A 19,223-nucleotide genomic window follows, 5' to 3' on the forward strand; every position below is an offset into this window, starting at 1 on the left:
CTCAACCACTACAACACTCAACGCCCACACACCGCACTCGGCGGCCGACCACCCATCACCAGACTGCAACCAACCTCATGACCGGGTACAGCTAGTTGATCAGGGTGCCGACGGGGGTGCCGGTGCTGATGGAGGAGGCGGCTCCGGCGCGGTCGATGTCGAAGACGTGGAGCGGGAGACGGTGGTCGCGGGCCAGAATGAAGGCGGACTGGTCCATCACGCCGAGGCCGCGGTCGATGACCTCCTGGTAGCTGAGGTGGTCGAATCGGCGCGCGTCCGGGAACTTGTTCGGGTCGGCGTCGTACACGCCGTCAGTGCCGTTCTTGGCGACCAGCAGGGCGTCGGCGCCGAGTTCGACGGCGCGCTGGACGGCGGGGTAGTCGGTGGTGGTGAACGGCTGCCCGTTGCCGGAGGCAAGGAGGACGATCGCGCCCTTCTCCAGGTGTCGCAGGGCGCGCAGCCGGATGTACGGCTCAGCCATGTTGTTGATCGGGATCGCGGTCATCAGGCGCGCGTCGTCGGCACCGAGCGCGGCCAGCCGGCCGCGCAGCAGGACGGCGTTGATGACGGTGCCGAGCATGCCGATGTTGTCGGCCTCGACCCGGTCGATGCCCCAGTCCTCGGCCCGGTTGCCACGGAAGACGTTGCCCCCGCCCACAACCACCGCGACCTGAACGCCGGTGGCGCGCAACGCGATCACCTCGTTGGCCAGGTGCGTGAGCCTCTCGCTGCTGAACCCGAACGCGTCACCCCCGGCAATCGCCTGGCCGGACAACTTCACGACAAGCCGTCGATACATGCTGCTCCGTTCGTTCGGAAGGCGCCGCTGATCCCTGGCCATTCTGCCCTGGACGGCGCGGGGTGGGCGCGCGAAGCTGGGCCCGTGACCGAGTTCAAGCAGGAGAACCTGGCCGGGGCGCGGTTCGAGGAGCTGTCGCTGCGGGCCGCGGTGTTTCACGACGTCGACCTGGCCGGGGCGCGGTTCGACAATGTGAACCTCAGCGGCGCGACGATCCGCGGCGCGCGGCTGGTCGACGTGTCACTCGATGGTGACATCCGCGGCCTGCGGGTCTGGGGTGTCGACGTCGTACCGCTGATCGATGCCGAGCTCAACCGTCGTCAGCCTGGTCGGGAGAAGATGCGCCCGGCCGATGCCGACGGGTATCGCGAGGCGTGGGAACTGCTCGAGCGGCTCTGGCCCGAGACGATCGCCCGGGCCCGGGCGCTGCCGCCGGAGCTGCTGCACGAGTCGGTGGACGGTGAATGGTCCTTCATCGAGACGCTGCGTCACCTCGTCTTCGCGACGGACGCGTGGGTACTGCGGACCGTCCTCGGCGAGCCGTCCCCGTGGGACCCGCTCGACCTGCCCCACGACGAGATGCACGATACGCCGCCCGTCCCGCGCGACCGGACCGTCCGGCCGTCGCTCGACGAAGTCCTCGCCCTGCGCGCTGACCGGATGGGCAGGGTACGCGCGATCATCGCCGAACTCACCGACGAGCGGCTGGCCGAGCGGACGACGCCGGTGCCCGAACCCGGCTACCCGGCGTCCGACAGCTACCTGGTCGACGAATGCCTCAGCTGCATCCTCGGCGAGGAGTGGGAGCACCGCCAGTACGCCGAACGCGACCTCGCCGTACTGGAGAGGGCGTGATCGAAAACTGTCCGGGTGATGGCTTAGCGTTCGATGAACCGTGACCGAGGGGGTTGGCGATGGACATGTTGACGGTGCAGGCGATCCAGGATGCCGGGCTGGCGGATTGGCGGAAGCTGGCTCAACGGCTGCACGCACGGTTCCTGGTCACGTCGTTCGCCGACGGGCTCAAGTTCCTGACCGCGATCGGCGAGACCTGCGCAGCGGCTGGGACCCAGCCGGACGTTCGGGTCGGTGCGACCTTCGTGGATGTGGCACTCGCGAGTCCCGATGCGGTGTACCGCGATCCGGACGGTGTCGAGTACGTGTTTCCGTCGGTGACTCAGCGAGATGTCGAGCTCGCGCGCCGGATCAGTGCGATTGCCGGGTCGCACGAGGTGCAGGCTGATCCTGCCGGAGTGGTGCAGCTGGAGATCGCGATCGACACCGCGGATCCCGAGAAGATCGGTCCGTTCTGGGCGGCGGTGCTCACCGGCAGCACGGACGCGATGCACGGTGTCGACGTCGGTGATCCGACCGACCGGGTCCCGAACCTGTGGTTCCAGCGCACCGATCCACACGAGACTCCCCGCCAACGCTTCCACCTCGACCTGTGGCTACCGCCCGAGGTCGCTCGCACCCGCATCGAGGCAGCGCTGGCTGCCGGCGGCACCATCACCCACGACGCCGAGGCACCGGCGTTCACCGTCCTGGCCGACCCAGACGGCAACAAGGTCTGCATCTGTACGACGGAAAGCCGCTGACAGGTCAGCCTGCGCCGCCGTCGGGGAGTGGCTGGGACGGGTCAGAGGTCGTAGCCGCCGGAGGCTTCGATGGTTTGGGCGGTGATCCAGGCGCTCTCGGGGGAGAGCAGGAAGGCGATCACCTTGGCGAGATCGTCGGGCTCGCCGATGCGGCCGAGGGCAGTGCGGTCGGCGATCGGTGGGATCAGGTCGGGGAAGCGGGAGAACGCGTCGTCGCCGAGCCGGGTCCGGGTCACCCCCGGAGCGACGGCGTTGACCCGGATGCGGCGTGCGCTGAGTTCCTTAGCGAGGTAGCGCGTGAGGACGACCTGCGCGCCCTTCATGCTCGCGTAGACCGAGTAGCCCGGCTCCGGCCGGGCGCTCGGCAGCGCAGAGGTGCTGGTCGTGTAGACGATCGACCCACCGTCCGCGATCAGCGGCAGCAGTGTCTGCGTGAGGAAGTACGGACCCTTGAGATGGACCTGGAGCATCTGGTCGAACAGTTCTTCGGTCGTCTCCTCGAACGGGACCGGCATCTGCCCGACGCCGGCGTTGTTGACCAGGTAGTCGAACGAGGTTCGGTCCCACCGCTCACGCAGCGCGTCCTCGACCGCGGTCCTGAAGCCGGCGAAGGCGTCACCGCTGCCGACATCGAGCGGCAGGGCGACCGCCGTACCGCCGTCCTTCTCGATCCGTTCGACCGTCTCCACGGCGCCGGACCGGTTGCCGCGGTAGGTCAGGATCACCCCGACCCCGCGCTGGGCGAGCTCGAAAGCCGCGCCCTGCCCGATGCCGGAACTCCCGCCAGTGATCACAGCGATGTGCATGATCGTGTCAATCTCCTAGGACGTCATGAACAGGTACCTCTCCAGTAGACGGTCCGGAACGGGCGAGTCGGTAGACAATTCCTCGCCGACACTTGCACAATCCTGCTCACTCCGCAGCGATGACCAGTCGGGTGATCAAGTCCTCGTCGAGGCTGAAGGTGAAGTCGAGGTCGACGCTGCCGCCCGGGAAGTTGCCCTCGAGGTGATGGGTCGCGACGTACGTCGTGGCGTCCACTTGGCGAGCGGCGACAAGCTCGCTGGTGTAGGTGTACTCGCTCGCCGCCCGGCCGAGCCAGGCGCGGATCTCGTCGCGACCGTGGTACGTCGTGCCGTCGTCGGTGACCACCGCGTCCGCGGCGTACCACTGCGTCGCCGCCTCGAGGTCGCGGGCAGTGTGAGCGGCCAGGTAGTTCGTGATCGTGGCTGGAAGGTTCATGCCGTCGACTGTGAGTGCTCCCGGCGGGCGAGGGTCAAGGAATTGACTCTCTCGCCGGGGGAGGGTGCACAGTGGCGGCGTGCATCCGGGGCTGACGATCGGTGAGTTCGCGCAGGTGACGCACTTGAGTGTGCGCACGCTGCGGCGGTACCACGAGAGTGGTCTGCTCGAACCCGCGTCGATCGATGCCTCCAGCGGCTACCGCTACTACACGACCGAGCAGATCCCGTCGGCCCAGGTCATCCATCGGTTGCGGGAGCTCGACGTACCGCTGGCCGAGGTCGGCAAGATCCTGGCGACCGACGATCCCCACGCTCGCGCCGAGTTGATCGCGGCGCATCTCGACCGTCTGCGGACTTCGCTCGACCGGACCCGAGCGGCGGTCACCTCGCTGCAGCGGCTGCTCCGGCCGGAGTCCGGCGATCTCGAGGTCGAGCTTCGGACCCAGCCGGCGCGAATGGTTGCCGCGATCACCGATGTCGTCGACCTGGACGACGTACTGCCTTGGTACGACGGAGCGATGGCCGAGCTCACCGCCGCCGTCCGCGGTCAGCTCGGACCCCCGGGTGGTCACTACGCCAACGAGCTGTTCTCGGCAGGCCGTGGCGCCGTACTCGTCTACGTCCCGGTCGCCGATCCGCCGTCGTACGGGCGAGTGCGTTCGGTCGAACTGCCCGCGGTGGAGCTCGCGGCCACCGTCCACCACGGTCCCCACGACGACATCGACGTCACCTACGGCCGCCTCGGGGCGTGGGTTGTCGACCACACCCTCGCGGTCGACGGACCCGTTCAGGAGACGTACGTGGTGGGTCCACGGGACGACCCGGATCCGGCGTCGTGGCGCACCGAGATCGCGTGGCCGGTGTTCCGCCTGACCGGCTAGTGCAGCCGCCGCCACTCCTGCGGGGTCATGCCGTGGGCGGCGCGGAAGCGGCGGGTGAAGTGACCGGCGTCGAGGAAACCCCACGCGGCCGCGATGCTCGCGATCGGGCGATGCCGGCTCGCGGGGTCGGTGAGTTGCCGGGTGGCATGCGCGAGGCGCTCGGCGATCAGCCACTGCTGGAGGCTCAGCTGATGGTCCGCGAACAGCTTGTAGAGGTAGCGGACCGAGATGTTGTGCTCTGCCGCGATGCGGGCCGCGGTGAACTCCGGGTCGGAGAGATGCCGTCGCATGTACCAGAGGATCCGGGTGAACAGTACGTCGGCCGGCGCCGGCGGATCGTGGTCCGCGACGGAGGTCAACAGCGCCCGGACGAGCTGGGTCGTCGCCGCACCAACCATCTCGGCCGACGTGGTTCCCTTGATCGACGCAAGGATCCCGGGCAGGACCGTGAGGTGATGGAGCACGAGCTCGTACAGCGGACTGGCGGGCAGCCGGTGCGCGGCCGCGCGGACTTCCTCGACACTCAACCCGAGGTCGCGGTAGTCGATCTGGAAGGCTTGAGACGCGCTGTGACCGCTCCATCCGAACTCGTACGGCGCGGTCAGATCAACCAGCATGAGTTCGCCGGCGCGGACGCGCTGATCGTGGCCGGCCTGGCTGAACAGTCCCTCGCCGATCACCTGGACCGCGAGTGCGAGCCGTTCCGGACCGCCGATGCGGACGTGCTTCGGCGTCCGGACGAGCCGGATGCCGGAGCCCTCGTTGCGAAACAGGTCCGGCGCACCGAGCAGCCAGAAGTCCATCCGTGCGTGGACGTTGCCGGACGCGTCCTCGTGCTCGACGCGTGACGGCACGCTCGCCGACATCATCGCGGCGTAGAACGCCTCCGCCCGATCCTGTCTCGGGAGCGCGGCGGTATCCAGCAGCACGGCCATCGCCTTCCCCCTCCACCCCTGAACCTGGTGGGCGAAGCTGTGCACACACAGCCCAGATCCGTGCACGGTCATCCTACGGAGCCCGGCGTACCCGCAGCTAGGTTGCAGGCGGGCAGTCCCGACGACGGAGGGGGTACGCGATCATGGCCGACACCATCGTTCTGGTCCACGGGTTCTGGGTCACACCGCGCAGCTGGGAGCACTGGATCACGCACTACGAGGCTCGTGGGTTCCGGGTGCTGGCGCCCGGGTATCCGGGCTTCGAGGTCGAGGTCGAGGCGCTGAACGCCGACCCGACGACGATCCTGAAACTGACTGTGCCGGCCATCATCGACCACCTGGAGTCGGTGATCCGCGAGCTGGACACGCCGCCGATCATCATCGGCCACTCGGCCGGTGGCGCGTTCACGCAGGTCCTGCTCGACCACGGGTTCGGCGCCGCCGGCGTCGCGATGTGCTCCGCACCGACCGAGGGCGTGCGCGTCGTGCCGCTCTCGCAGGTCAAATCGACGTTCCCGGTGCTGAAGAGCCCGGCGAACCGGCACAAGTCGATCCCGATGAACTTCGAACAGTGGAACTACGCCTTCACCAACACCTTCGCCGAGGACGAGGCGCGGCGGCTCTACGAGCGGTACGCGATCCCGGCCAACGGCGGGATCCTGTGGGGGAGCGTGCTGGCGAACTTCCAGCCCGGTCACCAGGACACCTGGGTCGACTACCACAACGACGCGCGGGCGCCGCTGCTGTTCGTCTCGGCGTCCGAGGACCACATCATGCCGCCCGAGGTGCAGCGCTCGAACGCCAAGCACTACAAGTCGAAGACGATCACCGAGACCCGCGAGTACGACGGCTACGCGCACCTCCTGATGGCCCAGGACGGCTGGGAGAAGATCGCGGACGACGTACTGGACTGGGCCCTGAAACACGCCTGACAGGTCGCTTGAGGAGCTTCAGCGGGTGGGGCGGGAGACGTAGGCCGTCTTCTCACCGGGGTCGAACCCGCACGCCTTGTAGAACTGGTGCGTCGCCGGGGTCCGCGAGCCGGTCATGAGCATGACCTTGTAACAACCCGCATCCCACGCCGCCTGCAGTGTGCGCGCCATGATCTCTTTCCCCAGCCCGGTCCCGCGCCTGTCTGCGTCGACCACCACGTTCTCGATCACGGCGTACGGCGCCGCGCCGCGGGTCAGATTCGGGATCAGATTGAAGTACGTCGTTGCCACGACGACCCGATCGACCTCCAGCACGAACAACCGCAATCCTGGTGTCCGCAGGATCTGGGTGAACACATCCGCTTCTCGGCCACCCAGCGAGTCCCGGGGATGTAGCTGCCGATACAGCTGCATCACGGCGTCGAAGTCCCCAGCGTCCGCCTCACGAAACATGGTGGGCAGCCTAGTAGAGGAGCTCCATGAGCGCGTGCGGGTGCTTGACCTCGGCGTCCGCCGGGCCCGCTGGAGGGTGGTCGGCGCGGCGGGTGGTGAACTTGGTCCTGGCCAGGGCGGTCAAGCGGAGAGGCTCGGAATGATCACGTGTGTTGTCGACTACACCATCGATGCGGCGAAGGTCGCCGAGTTCGAGCGGTTCGCACAGCGATGGATCGAGTTGGTGAATGAGCACGGTGGGACTCATCACGGCTACTTTCTCCCGTCGGAAGGTGCGAGCGACAAGGCGCTGGCCCTGTTCAGCTTCCCGAGCCTGGCGGCGTACGAGCAGTACCGCCAACTGTTCGGCGTACATCCCGACTTCGTCGCCGCCGACAAGATCCGCGACGACAGCGGCTGCGTCCTCCGCTACGAACGCACCTTCATGCGCCCTCTCCTCCCGAACTAGCCCTGCAGCGGGATCATTCGGCGTCGAGGAAGGTGGTGACGGTGTCTTGGACGAGGTTGGTTCGGGAGAGGCCGAAGAAGTGGGTGGTGCCGGGAAAGACGGCCAGTTGGTTGGTGGGGACGCCTGTGAAGTCGCCGTTGACGTCGCCGCCGCGGAGTTGGAGGAAGCGGACCGCGTGCTCGAGTTTGACCGCGTCGCAGTCGCCGACGGTGAAGAGCGTCGGCGCGGCGATGCCGCGGATCTCGTCGTCGGACCAGCCGTCGACGCCCCGGTCGTAGCCGCCGAGTTTGGTCAGCAATGCCTGCAGGTGCTCGAGATCCGGGTGCGGCGACTTCGCCAGGTACTCCGCCTCCATCGGCGTACCGGCGATCATCTCGACCTTCATCTCGCTGATGGCTTCGTCGTTCGCGCCACGTTCGCCGTCGCGGCTGAACGACACCGATGAGATCACGGCCTTCCGGACCAGCTCCGGGTGCTTGATCGTCAGATACAGCGCCACCGCACCACCGACGCTGAACCCGAACAGATCCACCGTCGGTACGTCGAGATGCCGCAGCAGCCCGACCACGTCGGAGGCGAGGTCGACCGTGCCGAGCGGCCGGTCGATGTCGTTGGTGTATCCGTGCCCCTGGAAGTCGGTCGCGATGACCTGCCGCTTCTCAGCCAGCGCCGGCAGCAACGCGCCGAACTGGAGATCGATGTTGAACAGCCCGCCGTGCAACAACAGCAGCGGTGTGCCACCGGACCCGTGGATCTCGTAGTACATCTGCAGCCCGTTGACCGCGGCGTACCCAGTCTGCTTGCTCACAGCACCCCCACGAGGAGACAGAAAGGATGTCCGGCCGGGTCGGCCAGGACATAAAGAGGCTCGGACCCTTCCCCGGTCCGGTCGTACAGCAGCTCGGCTCCGAGCTCCTCGGCCCGGCGCCGGTGCCGATGGAGGTCGTCCACCGTCGGTACGGCGTAGTCGATGTGCGACTGCATCGGTACGTCGGCCGACGGCCAGGTCGACCGTGGCAACGCGTCGACCTTCTGGATCGCGAGCTGACGGTTGCCCTCGTCATCGACGAGCACGAGCCAGCTGTCGTCATCCGCCGTACCGTCAGCCGGCGGCTCGTCACCCGGCCGGTAACGCAGACCCAGCAGCTCTCGGTAGAACTCAGCCAGCCCGCGACCATCCGTCGTGTCCAGGGCCGTATGCATTCGTCGCGGATACGTCGACATCCCACCACCCCGCTCCTCGGCGAGCCCCCATTCGACAACACCCCGATGCCCGAGGCAACCCTTCCGTCCCCGGGTCGGGTCAGGCTGAGACCGGGGTCCGGAAGGAGCGGCGGTAGGTGTCGGGTGGAACGCCGACGACGCGCTTGAACTGGCGGCGGAGGGTGGTGGCTGTGCCCATGCCGGTGGCGATGGCGACTGAGTGGACGCTCTGGTCGGTCGACTCGAGAAGCTCCTGGGCGCGGCGTACGCGCTGGGTCAGGAGCCACTGGAGCGGAGTCTGACCGGTTGTCGATCGGAAGAGCCGGGTGAGATGGCGTGGGCTGGTGTTCGCGCGGCGCGCGAGGTCGGTGACGGTCAGCGGCTGATCGAGCCGCTCCTGCGCCCAACCGAGGAGCTGGGACAGCATGTGGTCACCCGACACAGGCACGGGCGTCGCGACGAACTGTGCTTGCCCGCCGTCCCGATGCGGCGGTACGACGAGCCGCCGGGCGACGGCGTTCGCAACGGCCGCACCGTGGTCGAGGTGCACCAGATGCAGACAGAGATCCACCGCGGCGGCCTTGCCCGCGGCCGTCAGCACGCTGCCGTTGTCGGTGTAGAGAACATCCGGGTCAACATCCGCCAGCGGAAACCGCGCGCTCAGCTCCTTCGCATGCCCCCAGTGCGTCGTTGCCCGCCGACCATCCAGCAGCCCGGCCGCACCCAGTACGAACGCACCCGTGCACAACGACGCAACCCGAGCACCCGCCTCGTACGCTGCCCGGACCGCATCCACTAGCTCCGTCGGCGGCGGTACGTCGACATCCGCGCATGCCGGCACGATCACGGTGTCCGCGTCGACCAGCCGGTCCAGCCCGTGGTCCGGTGTGACCGTGAACGGACCGACCTGGATCGACTCGGGTCCGCAGAGCAGGACGTCGTACCACGGCTCACCCGGCGGTGGGTTGCCGAAGATCTCGTACGCGACCCCGAACTCGAAGTGCAGCAGCTCCCCGGCGGTCGCGAGGGCGACAGTGTGCATGTCCGAAAGTGTACGCATGGTGTCGTTCCGGACTCTCACGATTCCGCCTGCCGGACGGCGAGACTCGATGCCAGAGACAGTCTGATCGGAGGAACGATGGGTGCAGTCGTGGTCTACGGAGCGACCGGGCACACAGGTCGGTTCGTGGTCGAGGAACTGCTGCGCGGTGGGGTCGCGACGGTCGCGTCGGGCCGTGACGGCAGTGCGCTGGAGACGCTGGCGGCCAAGTGGGGAGACATCGAAGTACGCCCGGCCGCGGTCGACGACGCGCGTTCGTTGGACCGCGCGCTCGCCGGCGCGGACGTGGTCGTCAACTGCGCCGGCCCGTTCGCCTTCACGGGCGGTCCGCTGATCGAGGCGGCGGTCCGGGCAGGGATTCCGTACGTCGATGTGGCCGCCGAGATCGAGGCCAACGTGGCGACCTTCGCCAACCACAGGGGAGCCCGGAGCCTGGTCGTACCGGCGATGGCGTTCTACGGAGGCTTGGGTGATCTTCTGGTGACCGCGGCGCTGGGGGAGAGGACCGCCGCCGACGAGGTCCACGTCGCTTACGGCCTGAGCAGTTGGCATCCCACGCCAGGCACCCGCGCGGCCGGTCAGGTCTCCCATGATCGTCGTGGTGGCCGGCGGCTGCGGTTCACCAGAGGCGCGCTGCAGTATCACGACGACAAGCCTGTCGTGCAGGACTGGGACTTCCCGGAGCCACTCGGCCGGCGTCGCGTGATCGCGGAGTTCACCATGACGGACGTTGTGACAGTCCCGAGCCACCTGGACGTGCCCGAGGTCCGCACCTCCATGACTGTCGAGGCGGCTCAGGACCTGCTGGGAGAGGACACGCCGCCGCCAACGCCGGTGGACGCGCTCGGACGATCCGATCAGACCTTCGTCGTCGACACCGTGATCCGGACCGGCAACGAGGAACTGCGAGCCACGGCGAGTGGGCAGGACATCTACGCGATCACGGCTCCGCTCGCGGTCGGCGCAGTACGGCGGATCCTGGCCGGGGAGACGCGGACGTCGGGCTTGGCATCGGCTGGGGAAATGTTCGACGCCCGTGAGTTCCTCGACACGTTGTCGCCGTACCTGAAGGTCGAACTGCCGGGCTAGTCCGGACGCGGGACAATTGAGGGATCCCCCTGCAGCACGTCACCGCGAAGCACCGCACCTGATGACATGATCGGCCGATGCGACCTGTCCGCGAGGCCGAGTACGTCGAGCCCGCCGATCCGTTCTGCGGCCGCTGCACCGCGATGACCGAGTTCACCACCGCGCCGTCGACGTTCACTGCCTCGATGATCGGGACGTCTCTGCTCGGGTGGGGCAGCCGCTGCCAGGAGTGCGGATCCGACGGTCGCGTGCTGTGGTTCATCGTCGGGATCCCTTTGATCCCGCTCGGGCGGTACCGGGTGATCTCGTCCGGTGGTGGGCAGTACTACGGCCGCAAGCGGCTCGCGGGCCGGCGGATCGGTGCGCTGACCGCTGCGTTGCAGGCCGTTCCCGACGTACCAGCGGACGTGCTGGACGACGAGGCGTACCAGCAGGCCGATGAGCTGTGGTTGTCGGGCGAGCCACGAGACGCCCTCCGACTCCTCGAGGAGGCGCGCGCATCGCACGAGGCGTCCTCGGCGGCTGACGATCCAGCGGTGATCCATCTGCGCCTGCGGGTCGCCCAGGCGCTGCTGGCCACTCACCATCGACATGCTGCGTTGGCTCTGTTCGAACACGTTGCAGCCGGGGCCGCGCTCCGCCTCGGGCCGGAACACCCGGTGAGCCGGTGGGCGGCTGACGCTGCCGGCCGAGCGGCTGACTCTTGGACCAGTCCCAAGCGACTCGCCGGCCTGCTGGCCGTCGCGGCGGATCCGACCGCGGAGATCCCGACCGATCAGGATGTTCGAGGGGCGACGCACCAGATCCGGCTGCACGCGTCGGCCGCCCGCGCCCACCTCCGCATCGGCAAGGTCAAACAAGCCCTGTGGTACGTCGACAACGCGCTAGGCGCCGGCTACGAGTTGCACGGCCCGGACCACCCTGACACGGCCGTCCTCCGCCATACCTTGCACACGGTCGCCGAAGCCGCCAACCCGCAAGACAGGAAGCTCCAGGCCGAAATCCACGCCTGCCAGCAGACCTGGCAAGCCAGGTAGCCGATCAGATCCATCCCTCGAGAGCGGCCATGAATTCCGAGAAATGGCCGTACCAGATGGAATGTCCCGCGCCCGGCACCGACCGGACCTCGAAGCCCAGCGCCGCCAACTCAACTGCTCTCGCCTTCGACACGTACCTACTCGGCTCGGCACGCACGACCAGCGACGGGATCTCGGCGGTAGGCGGCTGCGACGCGCGGTGTGCCAACTCGAGCGCGACCGCTGTCGCGACATCGAACCGCTCGGCCGCCGAGGCTTCCACCTCACGATCCTTCTCCGACCACGCCGGCTTGCTGATCCGGAGCGCCTCAACCGTCCGCCCAGCCCGCGCGGTCAGAAACCCTGACGTTAGCTCATCCGCCGTGCGCCGAGCCTCGTCATCAGCTAGCGGAATGTCGACGTACACAGCCCTGGCCGGGCGCAGCACAGGCAACGCCTCCGCCAACACGACCCCACCCAACGAGTGACCGATCGCCAACTCAGGCTCACAACCCACCGTCTCCACCACCGACGCAGCAAACAGCCCCAGGTCCGCATCCGGCGCCGCGGGGGACCCGCCATGCCCCGGCAGGTCCACCGCAACCGCCCGATACCCGCGCTCCGCGAGCGCCGCCCCAACCCGCCAGAACTGCTCAGCAGCCCCCAACATCCCGTGCAACAACACAGCAACCCGCCGACCCTCACCCCACTCGACAGTCCTGAGCTGCATGGAGGCATGTCTAGCCCACGGACGACGTCAAGTGGTTGGGGGTTAGGTAAACGTCGGTGGGGCGTGGCAGGATTTTTGGGGTGACGGGTAAGGCGGACGAGGCGCAGCGGCTGCAGGATCTGGCACGCCTGAGGCGGGTCAAGGACCGGATCGATCGGGAGTACGCGCAACCGCTGGACGTCGACGCACTGGCTCGAGGTGCGCACATGTCGTCCGGTCACCTCAGCCGCGAGTTCAAGCGTGCTTACGGAGAGTCGCCGTACGGATACCTGATGACGCGGCGGATCGAGCGGGCGATGACGTTGCTGCGCCGCGGCGACCTGAGCGTCACCGACGTGTGCTTCGAGGTCGGCTGCCAGTCGCTGGGCACGTTCAGCACCCGGTTCACCGAGCTGGTCGGGATGCCGCCGAGCGTCTACCGGGAGCGCGCGGGGGACTCGACCCTGGGCATCCCGTCGTGCGTGGCCAAGCAGGTCACCAGACCGATCAGGAATCGAGAAGCACCGGCCGGCGATCAGCACGTAGCGTGACTCGCATGGACCTCAACATTCATGCGACGTTCCTTCCGCACAACGACCCGGACGCCTCCCTGGCCTTCTACCGCGACATCCTCGGCTTCGAGGTGCGCACCGACGTCGGGTACGGCGGCATGCGCTGGATCACCGTCGGGCCTCCCGACCAGCCCGGTACGTCGATCGTCCTGTCCCCGCCGGCCGCCGACCCCGGGATCACCGAGGACGAGCGCCGTACGATCGCCGAGATGATGGCCAAGGGCACCTACGCCACCATCGTGCTGGCCACCAAGGACATCGACGGCCTGTTCGACCGGCTGCAGGCCACCGAGGCCGAGGTGATCCAGGAGCCGACCGACCAGCCGTACGGCATCCGCGACTGTGCGTTCCGCGACCCGGCCGGCAACCACATCCGGATCAACCAGGTTTCCTGACCCCGACGACCGTGCCAGACGGAAGCCGCCACCGCGGCTCCGCCCGACAGATGGAGACACCATGAGCAAGGCCACGCGGTCGCGCACCGAGAACGCCGCCGACAGCCACGACCTGATCCGCGTCACCGGCGCGCGGGTGAACAACCTGAAGGACATCAGCGTCGAGATCCCGAAGCGGCGGCTGACCGTGTTCACCGGCGTGTCCGGGTCCGGCAAGAGCTCGCTGGTGTTCGGCACCATCGCCGCGGAGTCGCAGCGGCTGATCAACGAGACGTACAGCGCGTTCGTCCAGGGCTTCATGCCGACGCTGGCGCGCCCGGACGTCGACGTACTGGACGGCCTGACGACGGCGATCATCGTCGACCAGGAGCGGATGGGGTCGAACCCGCGCTCCACGGTCGGTACGGCGACCGACGCGAACGCGATGCTGCGGATCCTGTACAGCCGGCTCGGGAAGCCACACGTCGGCGGCCCGCAGGCGTACTCCTTCAACGTCCCGAAGCGGATCGCGACCGGGGCGATGGTCGCCGAGAAGGGCGCGGGCGAGAAGACCGTCGTACGTAAAGCCGTGTACGCCGGCGGCATGTGCCCGCGTTGTGAGGGCATGGGCTCGGTCACCGACTTCGACCTCACCGCGCTGTACGACGACAGCAAGTCGCTGAACGAGGGTGCGCTGACTATCCCCGGATACAGCATGGAGGGCTGGTACGGCCGCATCTTCCGCGGCTCCGGCTACTTCAACCCGGACAAGCCGATCAAGAAGTACACCAAGAAGGAACTGCACGACCTGCTCTACCGGGAGCCGACCAAGATCAAGGTCGAGGGCATCAACCTCACCTACAGCGGGCTGATCCCTGCGATCCAGAGGTCGTTCCTGTCCAAGGACGTGGACGCGATGCAGCCGCACGTCCGCGCGTTCGTGGAGCGGGCGGTCACGTTCACCACCTGCCCGGACTGCGACGGCACCCGGCTCAACCCGGAGGCGCGGGCGTCCAAGGTCAACGGCAAGAACATCGCCGACCTGTGCTCGATGCAGATCAGCGATCTTGCCGCCTGGGTGCGTGAGCTCAAGGAGCCGTCGGTCGGTCCGCTGCTGGACGCGCTGGGGGAGACGCTCGACTCGTTCGTGGACATCGGGCTCGGCTACCTCTCGCTCGAGCGGCCGGCCGGGACGCTGTCGGGTGGCGAGGCGCAGCGCACCAAGATGATCCGTCACCTGGGCTCGTCGCTGACCGATGTGACGTACGTCTTCGACGAGCCGACCATCGGCCTGCACCCGCACGATATCCAGCGGATGAACGAGTTGCTCCTGCAACTGCGGGACAAGGGCAACACGGTCCTGGTCGTGGAGCACAAGCCTGAGACGATCGTGATCGGCGACCACGTCGTCGACCTCGGCCCGGGCGCCGGATCCGGCGGGGGCGAGGTGGTGTTCCAGGGGTCCGTCGACAAACTGCGGACCAGCAAGACGCTGACCGGGCGTCATTTCGACGACCGGGCTTCGGTGAAGGAGTCGGTGCGGGAGCCGTCGGGCGCGCTGGAGATCCGCGGTGCCGACCTTCACAATCTGCAGAACGTCGATGTGGACATCCCGCTCGGCGTCCTCACGGTTCTGACCGGTGTGGCCGGCTCGGGCAAGAGTTCGCTCATCAACGGGTCGGTGGCTGACCTGGAGGGCGTCATCAGTGTCGACCAGGGCGCGATCCGCGGGTCGCGCCGGAGCAACCCGGCGACGTACACGGGTCTGCTCGACCCGATCCGGAAGGCGTTCGCGAAGGCCAACGGGGTGAAGCCGGCGCTCTTCAGTGCGAACTCCGAGGGTGCGTGCCCAGCCTGTAACGGGGCCGGCGTCATCTACACGGAGCTCGGCGTGATGGCGACGGTCGAGTCGCCCTGTGAGGAGTGCGAGGGCAAGCGGTTCCAAGCGTCCGTGCTGGAGTACAAGTTCGGCGGCAAGGACATCACCGAGGTGCTCGCGATGCCGGTGTCCGAAGCGGTCGAGTTCTTCGGCTCCGGACAGGCCAGTACGCCGGCCGCGCACAGGATCCTGGATCGGCTCGCGGACGTCGGACTCGGGTACCTGACCATCGGTCAGCCGTTGACGACGCTGTCCGGCGGTGAGCGGCAGCGGCTCAAGCTGGCGACGCACATGGGCGACAAGGGCGGCATCTACGTCCTCGACGAGCCGACCACCGGCCTCCACCTCGCCGACGTCGAGCAACTGCTCGGCCTGCTCGACCGCCTCGTCGACTCGGGCAAGTCGGTCATCGTGATCGAGCACCACCAGGCCGTGATGGCCCATGCCGACTGGATCATCGACCTCGGCCCGGGTGCCGGCCACGACGGCGGCCAAATCGTCTTCGAAGGCACCCCGTCCACCCTGATCGCCAACCCAACAACCCTCACCGGCAAACACCTGGCCGACTACGTAGCCTGAGCAGCGGCCCCCGGCCCGGCGGCGCTGGGGCCGGGGGCTGATATTTGGTCGTGGTTTGTGGGCTGGTTCGATGATGATGTGGCGATGACGGGAACGTATCTGCGCGTGCAGGCTCGGTATCGGGGGCGGCTCGGCGTGGAGGTGGGTCTGTTCGTGGCGGTGGATCACCTGCGGCGGGCTGGGCGGTTGACGGCTGAGCAGGTGGCGCTTTATCTCGACATCGACGACTGGTTTCTCGAGTACCTTCCCGAGCCCGGCTTCTATGCCGACGGGAATACCGCCGGCGCGGTGACGTGGTTCAAGACCCCGCTGCCCACAGAGATGCAGACGCGAGTGGACCGGTTGTGTGCGGTCCTCGCCGCCCACGACGTCCCGTTCGATGTCGTGTACTCCGACCGCCCCGGCGAGGTGATCTACGAGGACGCGTACCAGATCGGCGTCATCCCGGCCGAGCGCGGTGAACCGACGCCGCTGCCGGAAGGCCTGGTGCTGGCGCCGACCAGCGCGGGATCCAAGCGTGGGGTCGCCGCATCGCCGATCCGGCATGTGCTGTTCGACGCGGACGGCGTACTGCAGGACCTCCCCGGCGGGTGGTACGCCGCGATGGAGCCATACCTCGGTGAGCGGACGCGAGAGTTCCTGCATCGGACCTGGAAGGACGAGTTGCCGATGCTGGCGGGCCGGGGGGACTACATGCCGTTGCTGGCGGCAACACTCGCGGAGTACGGCGTCGAGACACCAGTCGACGTCGTCTACCAGGATGTGTGGCACCGCATCGACCGCATCGAAGAGTCTTTCGCGATCGTGGAGCAACTCCGGCGCCACGGGTATGGCGTACACCTGGGCACGAATCAGGAGAAGTATCGCGGCGGACACATGCGTACGACGCTCGGGTACGACGACATCTTCGACGTCAGCTGCTACTCCTACGACCTCGGCGCCGCCAAGCCCGACCCCGCCTTCTTCACCGAGGCCGCGCGCCGGATCGATGCCGACCCGTCCACCATCCTGTTCATCGACGACAACCCCGACAACGTGGCGTCTGCGCGATCCGTCGGCTTCCCCGCCGAGCTGTGGGACTTCACCCAGGGACACGCCACCCTCATCACCCGCCTCGCCAACCATGGCATCGAGGTCACCCCGGCGTACCAACGCTGACTCTTGCTGGATGAAAGGATTCGCGTCATGCCCACCGCGCTCGTCGAGGTTCGCCGCCGGTACTCCGAGGCCGAGGAGGTCGCCATCATGGACGCGGTCCACGGCGCGCTGGTGGCGGCATTCCGCATCCCTCCGGAGGACAAGAACGTCCGTCTGATCGCGCACGAGCCGCACCGATTCGCCTGCTCACCGAACCGGACCCAACCCGAATTCTTCACCCTGGTCACGATCGACTGCTTCGCCGGCCGCTCGGTCCAAGCCAAGCGCAACCTGTACGCCGAGATCGTCAACCGCCTCGCCCCATTCGGCATCCCTCAAGACCACGTCCTGATCACCCTCAGGGAAAGCGGAGCCGAGAACTGGGGCATCCGCGGCGGCCAAGCAGCCTCCGACGTCGACCTCGGCTTCGACGTGCATGTCTGACACCCCGGTGCGGACCCTCGCCCAGGTACAGCACGGCATAGATAGGGGCTGGCACACCGGAGCCCAGGTGTACGCCTCCGTGCACGGGCAGACGCGTGTCGACCTGGCCGTCGGCGAAGCGCGCCCCGGCGTACCGATGACGACCTCGACCATCGTCGAGTGGGCCTCCGCTACCAAACCGATCCCATCGGTTGCGATCGGACTCCTGTGGCAGCGGGGCTTGCTCGACCTGGATGATCCGGTCTGTCTCCATATCCCCGAGTTCGCCGCGGCCGGCAAGGAGACCGTCACGATCCGGCACCTGCTGACCCACACAGCAGGTCTGACCAGAACCATCACCGGCATCGCGCCGCCGGAGGAAATGGTCGCCGACATCTGCGCGGCGCCGTTGGCGGACGGCTGGATCCCGGGCACGCGCAATGCCTACAACTCGGTCGCGCTGTGGATCGTCGCTGAGGTGGTGTCGAGAATCAGCGGCCGGCCGTTCTCGGAGTTCATCCGCAGCGAGATCTTTCAGCCGGCCGGCATGCACGACTGCTGGATCGGAATGTCAGCCGATGCGTACCAGGTTCACCGAGAGCGGATTGCCGTCATCCCGGGTTTTGGTCCGTCCGGCACAGAAGCCTGGGTCACCTGGGGCCGCCCGACCGGCGGAGGACACGGCCCGATCGCCCAACTCGGCCACTTCTACGAGGCCCTTCTCGACGAGCGCCTGCTGTCTGCGCGAACGCTCGAGGCGATGACGGCCCGCCAGGTGCGCGACGGGTGGGATGAGTACCTGCAGGAGACGGTTGACCGCGGACTGGGGTTCATGCTCGGTTCGTCCAACCCGGCCCACGGCTACGGGACTCGTGCGTCAGGTCGCAGCTTCGGCCACGGCGGGCGAACCTGGAGTCTCGGCTTCGCGGACCCGTCCGAGCACGTGGTGGTTGCCGTCTACTGGAACGGGATGGCCGACGCGGACACGCAAGCTCGGCGCCTGCCGGATCTGCTCGATGCTTTGTACGACGACCTGGTTCTGACGGAAAGGATCGACCATGACGCTCACGTCGCGCGTTGAGTTCACTGCTCGTGAAGGGCGGCGGGACGAGTTCGTTCAGGCCGCCAAGGCGTTGGCTGCGGCGACTCGGGACGAGCCTGGGACGCTCAGGTACGACTGGTATCAGGACGCCGACCCGGACAGCTTCGTTGTGATCGAGGAGTACGTCGACAGCGCCGCAGCGTTCGCACACAACGAGCACTGCGACGACCTTCTGAAGCGGGCCTTCGAGCTCGGCGAGTTGACGGCGATGCAGTTGCACGGCGACATCTCACCGGAGCTCCAGGCGTTCGCCGACAACATGCCAGGCACCAAGACCTTTCCGCCGTTGGCCTGATGGCGACGGCCCGGTACGACGGTGTGGCCGACTGGTACGACGCGCAACTGGACACGGCTCCGCATCGGCACGACGTACTGCGAGCCAACCTGCCGACTGGTCAAGGTCTCTGCCTCGATATCGGCTCCGGGACAGGTCGGGATCTGGCCGTGATCACGGAGTCCGGCTGGACGCCTGTCGGTGTTGAGCTCTCCACCGATCAGCTGCGACTGGCCCGCCGGCGGTCGAATCGCTTGGTCCAGGGCGATGTCGAACGGCTTCCGATCAGGTCGTCCGTCGTACCGATGGCCGTCAGTTCCTGGACCTCGACCGATGTCGAACACTTCGACAAGATGCTGTCCGAGGTTGCGCGCGTCCTGATGCCCGGAGGCCGATTCCTCTTCTACGGCGTACATCCGTGCTTCAACGGCCCGCATGTGGAGGCGTGTCCGGACGGCAGCCGACTCGTGCACACCATCTACCGCGAGGCTCGACGGCATCTGTCGGCTCCATGGT

Annotated in this window: 24 protein-coding genes and 1 pseudogene; 16 read left to right on the top strand and 9 right to left on the bottom strand. The window is 67.6% G+C overall.

Going from position 1 to position 19,223, the window contains the following annotated elements:
- On the top strand, positions 1 to 81 hold an 81-nt coding region (locus AB0I34_RS24105; protein ID WP_360448981.1), incomplete at its 5' end, for an integrase core domain-containing protein.
- Between the two features lie 10 nt (positions 82 to 91).
- Here the strand turns inward: AB0I34_RS24105 and pyrH are convergent.
- The gene (pyrH, locus tag AB0I34_RS24110) at positions 92 to 799 is read right to left on the bottom strand and encodes a UMP kinase (RefSeq protein WP_360448620.1); all 708 of its coding nucleotides are present in this window, start codon (positions 797 to 799) and stop codon (positions 92 to 94) included.
- A gap of 84 nt (positions 800 to 883) precedes the next feature.
- Between pyrH and AB0I34_RS24115 the strand changes: the two genes are divergently transcribed.
- Entirely contained in the window at positions 884 to 1,654 is a 771-nt protein-coding gene (locus AB0I34_RS24115; RefSeq protein WP_360448623.1) for a DinB family protein, read from the top strand.
- A gap of 59 nt (positions 1,655 to 1,713) precedes the next feature.
- Positions 1,714 to 2,397 (top strand): VOC family protein, encoded by a 684-nt coding sequence (locus AB0I34_RS24120; protein WP_360448626.1) that lies wholly within the window; start codon positions 1,714 to 1,716, stop codon positions 2,395 to 2,397.
- 41 nt (positions 2,398 to 2,438) lie between these two features.
- Here AB0I34_RS24120 and AB0I34_RS24125 read toward each other — a convergent pair whose 3' ends face one another.
- Positions 2,439 to 3,203 carry an SDR family oxidoreductase gene (locus tag AB0I34_RS24125; protein ID WP_360448629.1) on the bottom strand — a complete coding sequence of 255 codons (765 nt, stop codon included), beginning with the start codon at positions 3,201 to 3,203 and terminating at the stop codon, positions 2,439 to 2,441.
- Positions 3,204 to 3,309: 106 nt separating this feature from the next.
- The gene (locus AB0I34_RS24130) at positions 3,310 to 3,639 is read right to left on the bottom strand and encodes a nuclear transport factor 2 family protein (protein ID WP_360448632.1); all 330 of its coding nucleotides are present in this window, start codon (positions 3,637 to 3,639) and stop codon (positions 3,310 to 3,312) included.
- Positions 3,640 to 3,718: 79 nt separating this feature from the next.
- On the opposite strand from AB0I34_RS24130, the gene AB0I34_RS24135 reads away from it, so the two are divergent.
- Entirely contained in the window at positions 3,719 to 4,522 is an 804-nt protein-coding gene (locus AB0I34_RS24135; RefSeq protein ID WP_360448635.1) for a MerR family transcriptional regulator, read from the top strand.
- On the opposite strand, the gene AB0I34_RS24140 is transcribed toward AB0I34_RS24135, so the two are convergent.
- Positions 4,519 to 5,457, bottom strand: a complete 939-nt coding sequence (locus AB0I34_RS24140) for a helix-turn-helix domain-containing protein (RefSeq protein ID WP_360448637.1) — start codon at positions 5,455 to 5,457, stop codon at positions 4,519 to 4,521. The two genes, AB0I34_RS24135 and AB0I34_RS24140, sit on opposite strands and share 4 nt — an antisense overlap.
- 143 nt (positions 5,458 to 5,600) lie before the next feature.
- Here AB0I34_RS24140 and AB0I34_RS24145 point away from each other — a divergent pair, with 143 nt between their 5' ends.
- Positions 5,601 to 6,389 carry an alpha/beta hydrolase gene (locus AB0I34_RS24145; RefSeq protein ID WP_360448639.1) on the top strand — a complete coding sequence of 263 codons (789 nt, stop codon included), beginning with the start codon at positions 5,601 to 5,603 and terminating at the stop codon, positions 6,387 to 6,389.
- A gap of 18 nt (positions 6,390 to 6,407) precedes the next feature.
- On the opposite strand, the gene AB0I34_RS24150 is transcribed toward AB0I34_RS24145, so the two are convergent.
- Positions 6,408 to 6,842 (bottom strand): GNAT family N-acetyltransferase, encoded by a 435-nt coding sequence (locus AB0I34_RS24150; protein WP_360448642.1) that lies wholly within the window; start codon positions 6,840 to 6,842, stop codon positions 6,408 to 6,410.
- Positions 6,843 to 6,981: 139 nt separating this feature from the next.
- Between AB0I34_RS24150 and AB0I34_RS24155 the strand changes: the two genes are divergently transcribed.
- The gene (locus AB0I34_RS24155) at positions 6,982 to 7,290 is read left to right on the top strand and encodes an NIPSNAP family protein (protein WP_360448645.1); all 309 of its coding nucleotides are present in this window, start codon (positions 6,982 to 6,984) and stop codon (positions 7,288 to 7,290) included.
- A gap of 13 nt (positions 7,291 to 7,303) precedes the next feature.
- Here the strand turns inward: AB0I34_RS24155 and AB0I34_RS24160 are convergent, their stop codons facing one another.
- From AB0I34_RS24160 to AB0I34_RS24170, 3 genes are all read right to left on the bottom strand, one after another.
- Positions 7,304 to 8,098 (bottom strand): alpha/beta hydrolase, encoded by a 795-nt coding sequence (locus AB0I34_RS24160; RefSeq protein WP_360448648.1) that lies wholly within the window; start codon positions 8,096 to 8,098, stop codon positions 7,304 to 7,306.
- A complete protein-coding gene (locus tag AB0I34_RS24165) occupies positions 8,095 to 8,514 on the bottom strand; it encodes a VOC family protein (protein ID WP_360448650.1) in 420 nt (139 codons plus the stop codon). Before AB0I34_RS24165 ends, AB0I34_RS24160 begins: the two co-directional genes overlap by 4 nt.
- Before the next feature lie 79 nt (positions 8,515 to 8,593).
- Positions 8,594 to 9,535: a helix-turn-helix domain-containing protein gene (locus AB0I34_RS24170; RefSeq protein WP_360448653.1), complete on the bottom strand. Its 942-nt coding sequence runs from the start codon at positions 9,533 to 9,535 to the stop codon at positions 8,594 to 8,596.
- A 96-nt stretch (positions 9,536 to 9,631) separates the two neighbouring features.
- Here AB0I34_RS24170 and AB0I34_RS24175 point away from each other — a divergent pair, with 96 nt between their 5' ends.
- Both AB0I34_RS24175 and AB0I34_RS24180 read left to right on the top strand, forming a co-directional pair.
- On the top strand, positions 9,632 to 10,642 hold the full coding sequence (locus AB0I34_RS24175) for a saccharopine dehydrogenase NADP-binding domain-containing protein (RefSeq protein ID WP_360448656.1): 1,011 nt from the start codon (positions 9,632 to 9,634) through the stop codon (positions 10,640 to 10,642).
- A 77-nt stretch (positions 10,643 to 10,719) separates the two neighbouring features.
- On the top strand, positions 10,720 to 11,679 hold the full coding sequence (locus AB0I34_RS24180; RefSeq protein WP_360448659.1) for a hypothetical protein: 960 nt from the start codon (positions 10,720 to 10,722) through the stop codon (positions 11,677 to 11,679).
- A 4-nt stretch (positions 11,680 to 11,683) separates the two neighbouring features.
- On the opposite strand, the gene AB0I34_RS24185 is transcribed toward AB0I34_RS24180, so the two are convergent.
- On the bottom strand, positions 11,684 to 12,388 hold the full coding sequence (locus tag AB0I34_RS24185; protein WP_360448662.1) for an alpha/beta fold hydrolase: 705 nt from the start codon (positions 12,386 to 12,388) through the stop codon (positions 11,684 to 11,686).
- 80 nt (positions 12,389 to 12,468) lie between these two features.
- Between AB0I34_RS24185 and AB0I34_RS24190 the strand changes: the two genes are divergently transcribed.
- The 8 genes and pseudogenes from AB0I34_RS24190 to AB0I34_RS24225 form a co-directional block, all read left to right on the top strand.
- On the top strand, positions 12,469 to 12,918 hold the full coding sequence (locus AB0I34_RS24190; protein ID WP_360448664.1) for an AraC family transcriptional regulator: 450 nt from the start codon (positions 12,469 to 12,471) through the stop codon (positions 12,916 to 12,918).
- 5 nt (positions 12,919 to 12,923) lie between these two features.
- Entirely contained in the window at positions 12,924 to 13,334 is a 411-nt protein-coding gene (locus tag AB0I34_RS24195; protein ID WP_360448667.1) for a VOC family protein, read from the top strand.
- Between the two features lie 61 nt (positions 13,335 to 13,395).
- Positions 13,396 to 15,771 carry an excinuclease ABC subunit UvrA gene (locus AB0I34_RS24200; RefSeq protein ID WP_360448669.1) on the top strand — a complete coding sequence of 792 codons (2,376 nt, stop codon included), beginning with the start codon at positions 13,396 to 13,398 and terminating at the stop codon, positions 15,769 to 15,771.
- Between the two features lie 84 nt (positions 15,772 to 15,855).
- Positions 15,856 to 16,929, top strand: a complete 1,074-nt coding sequence (locus tag AB0I34_RS24205) for an HAD-IA family hydrolase (protein ID WP_360448672.1) — start codon at positions 15,856 to 15,858, stop codon at positions 16,927 to 16,929.
- Positions 16,930 to 16,956: 27 nt separating this feature from the next.
- On the top strand, positions 16,957 to 17,352 hold the full coding sequence (locus tag AB0I34_RS24210) for a tautomerase family protein (RefSeq protein ID WP_360448674.1): 396 nt from the start codon (positions 16,957 to 16,959) through the stop codon (positions 17,350 to 17,352).
- Positions 17,345 to 18,412 (top strand): serine hydrolase domain-containing protein, encoded by a 1,068-nt coding sequence (locus AB0I34_RS24215; protein ID WP_360448677.1) that lies wholly within the window; start codon positions 17,345 to 17,347, stop codon positions 18,410 to 18,412. The genes AB0I34_RS24210 and AB0I34_RS24215 overlap by 8 nt, the downstream gene beginning before the upstream one ends.
- A complete protein-coding gene (locus AB0I34_RS24220; RefSeq protein WP_360448680.1) occupies positions 18,390 to 18,728 on the top strand; it encodes a putative quinol monooxygenase in 339 nt (112 codons plus the stop codon). The genes AB0I34_RS24215 and AB0I34_RS24220 overlap by 23 nt, the downstream gene beginning before the upstream one ends.
- Positions 18,728 to 19,099, top strand: a pseudogene (locus AB0I34_RS24225) (class I SAM-dependent methyltransferase); the annotation flags it as partial. The gene AB0I34_RS24220 and the pseudogene AB0I34_RS24225, both read left to right, overlap by 1 nt.
- Between the last annotated feature and the right edge of the window lie 124 nt (positions 19,100 to 19,223).

Origin of the sequence: Kribbella sp. NPDC050281 (genome assembly GCF_040655855.1) — a bacterium.
Taxonomy (GTDB): domain Bacteria; phylum Actinomycetota; class Actinomycetes; order Propionibacteriales; family Kribbellaceae; genus Kribbella.

Excerpts from the sequence above, each read along its gene's own strand:
- pyrH (WP_360448620.1), bottom strand. The coding sequence starts at position 799 with ATGTATCGACGGCTTGTCGTGAAGTTGTCCGGCCAGGCGATTGCCGGG.
- AB0I34_RS24120 (WP_360448626.1), top strand. The coding sequence starts at position 1,714 with ATGGACATGTTGACGGTGCAGGCGATCCAGGATGCCGGGCTGGCGGAT.
- AB0I34_RS24125 (WP_360448629.1), bottom strand. The coding sequence starts at position 3,203 with ATGCACATCGCTGTGATCACTGGCGGGAGTTCCGGCATCGGGCAGGGC.
- AB0I34_RS24130 (WP_360448632.1), bottom strand. The coding sequence starts at position 3,639 with ATGAACCTTCCAGCCACGATCACGAACTACCTGGCCGCTCACACTGCC.
- AB0I34_RS24140 (WP_360448637.1), bottom strand. The coding sequence starts at position 5,457 with ATGGCCGTGCTGCTGGATACCGCCGCGCTCCCGAGACAGGATCGGGCG.
- AB0I34_RS24145 (WP_360448639.1), top strand. The coding sequence starts at position 5,601 with ATGGCCGACACCATCGTTCTGGTCCACGGGTTCTGGGTCACACCGCGC.
- AB0I34_RS24150 (WP_360448642.1), bottom strand. The coding sequence starts at position 6,842 with ATGTTTCGTGAGGCGGACGCTGGGGACTTCGACGCCGTGATGCAGCTG.
- AB0I34_RS24155 (WP_360448645.1), top strand. The coding sequence starts at position 6,982 with ATGATCACGTGTGTTGTCGACTACACCATCGATGCGGCGAAGGTCGCC.
- AB0I34_RS24165 (WP_360448650.1), bottom strand. The coding sequence starts at position 8,514 with ATGTCGACGTATCCGCGACGAATGCATACGGCCCTGGACACGACGGAT.
- AB0I34_RS24170 (WP_360448653.1), bottom strand. The coding sequence starts at position 9,535 with ATGCACACTGTCGCCCTCGCGACCGCCGGGGAGCTGCTGCACTTCGAG.
- AB0I34_RS24175 (WP_360448656.1), top strand. The coding sequence starts at position 9,632 with ATGGGTGCAGTCGTGGTCTACGGAGCGACCGGGCACACAGGTCGGTTC.
- AB0I34_RS24180 (WP_360448659.1), top strand. The coding sequence starts at position 10,720 with ATGCGACCTGTCCGCGAGGCCGAGTACGTCGAGCCCGCCGATCCGTTC.
- AB0I34_RS24185 (WP_360448662.1), bottom strand. The coding sequence starts at position 12,388 with ATGCAGCTCAGGACTGTCGAGTGGGGTGAGGGTCGGCGGGTTGCTGTG.
- AB0I34_RS24195 (WP_360448667.1), top strand. The coding sequence starts at position 12,924 with ATGGACCTCAACATTCATGCGACGTTCCTTCCGCACAACGACCCGGAC.
- AB0I34_RS24200 (WP_360448669.1), top strand. The coding sequence starts at position 13,396 with ATGAGCAAGGCCACGCGGTCGCGCACCGAGAACGCCGCCGACAGCCAC.
- AB0I34_RS24205 (WP_360448672.1), top strand. The coding sequence starts at position 15,856 with ATGACGGGAACGTATCTGCGCGTGCAGGCTCGGTATCGGGGGCGGCTC.
- AB0I34_RS24210 (WP_360448674.1), top strand. The coding sequence starts at position 16,957 with ATGCCCACCGCGCTCGTCGAGGTTCGCCGCCGGTACTCCGAGGCCGAG.
- AB0I34_RS24215 (WP_360448677.1), top strand. The coding sequence starts at position 17,345 with ATGTCTGACACCCCGGTGCGGACCCTCGCCCAGGTACAGCACGGCATA.
- AB0I34_RS24220 (WP_360448680.1), top strand. The coding sequence starts at position 18,390 with ATGACGCTCACGTCGCGCGTTGAGTTCACTGCTCGTGAAGGGCGGCGG.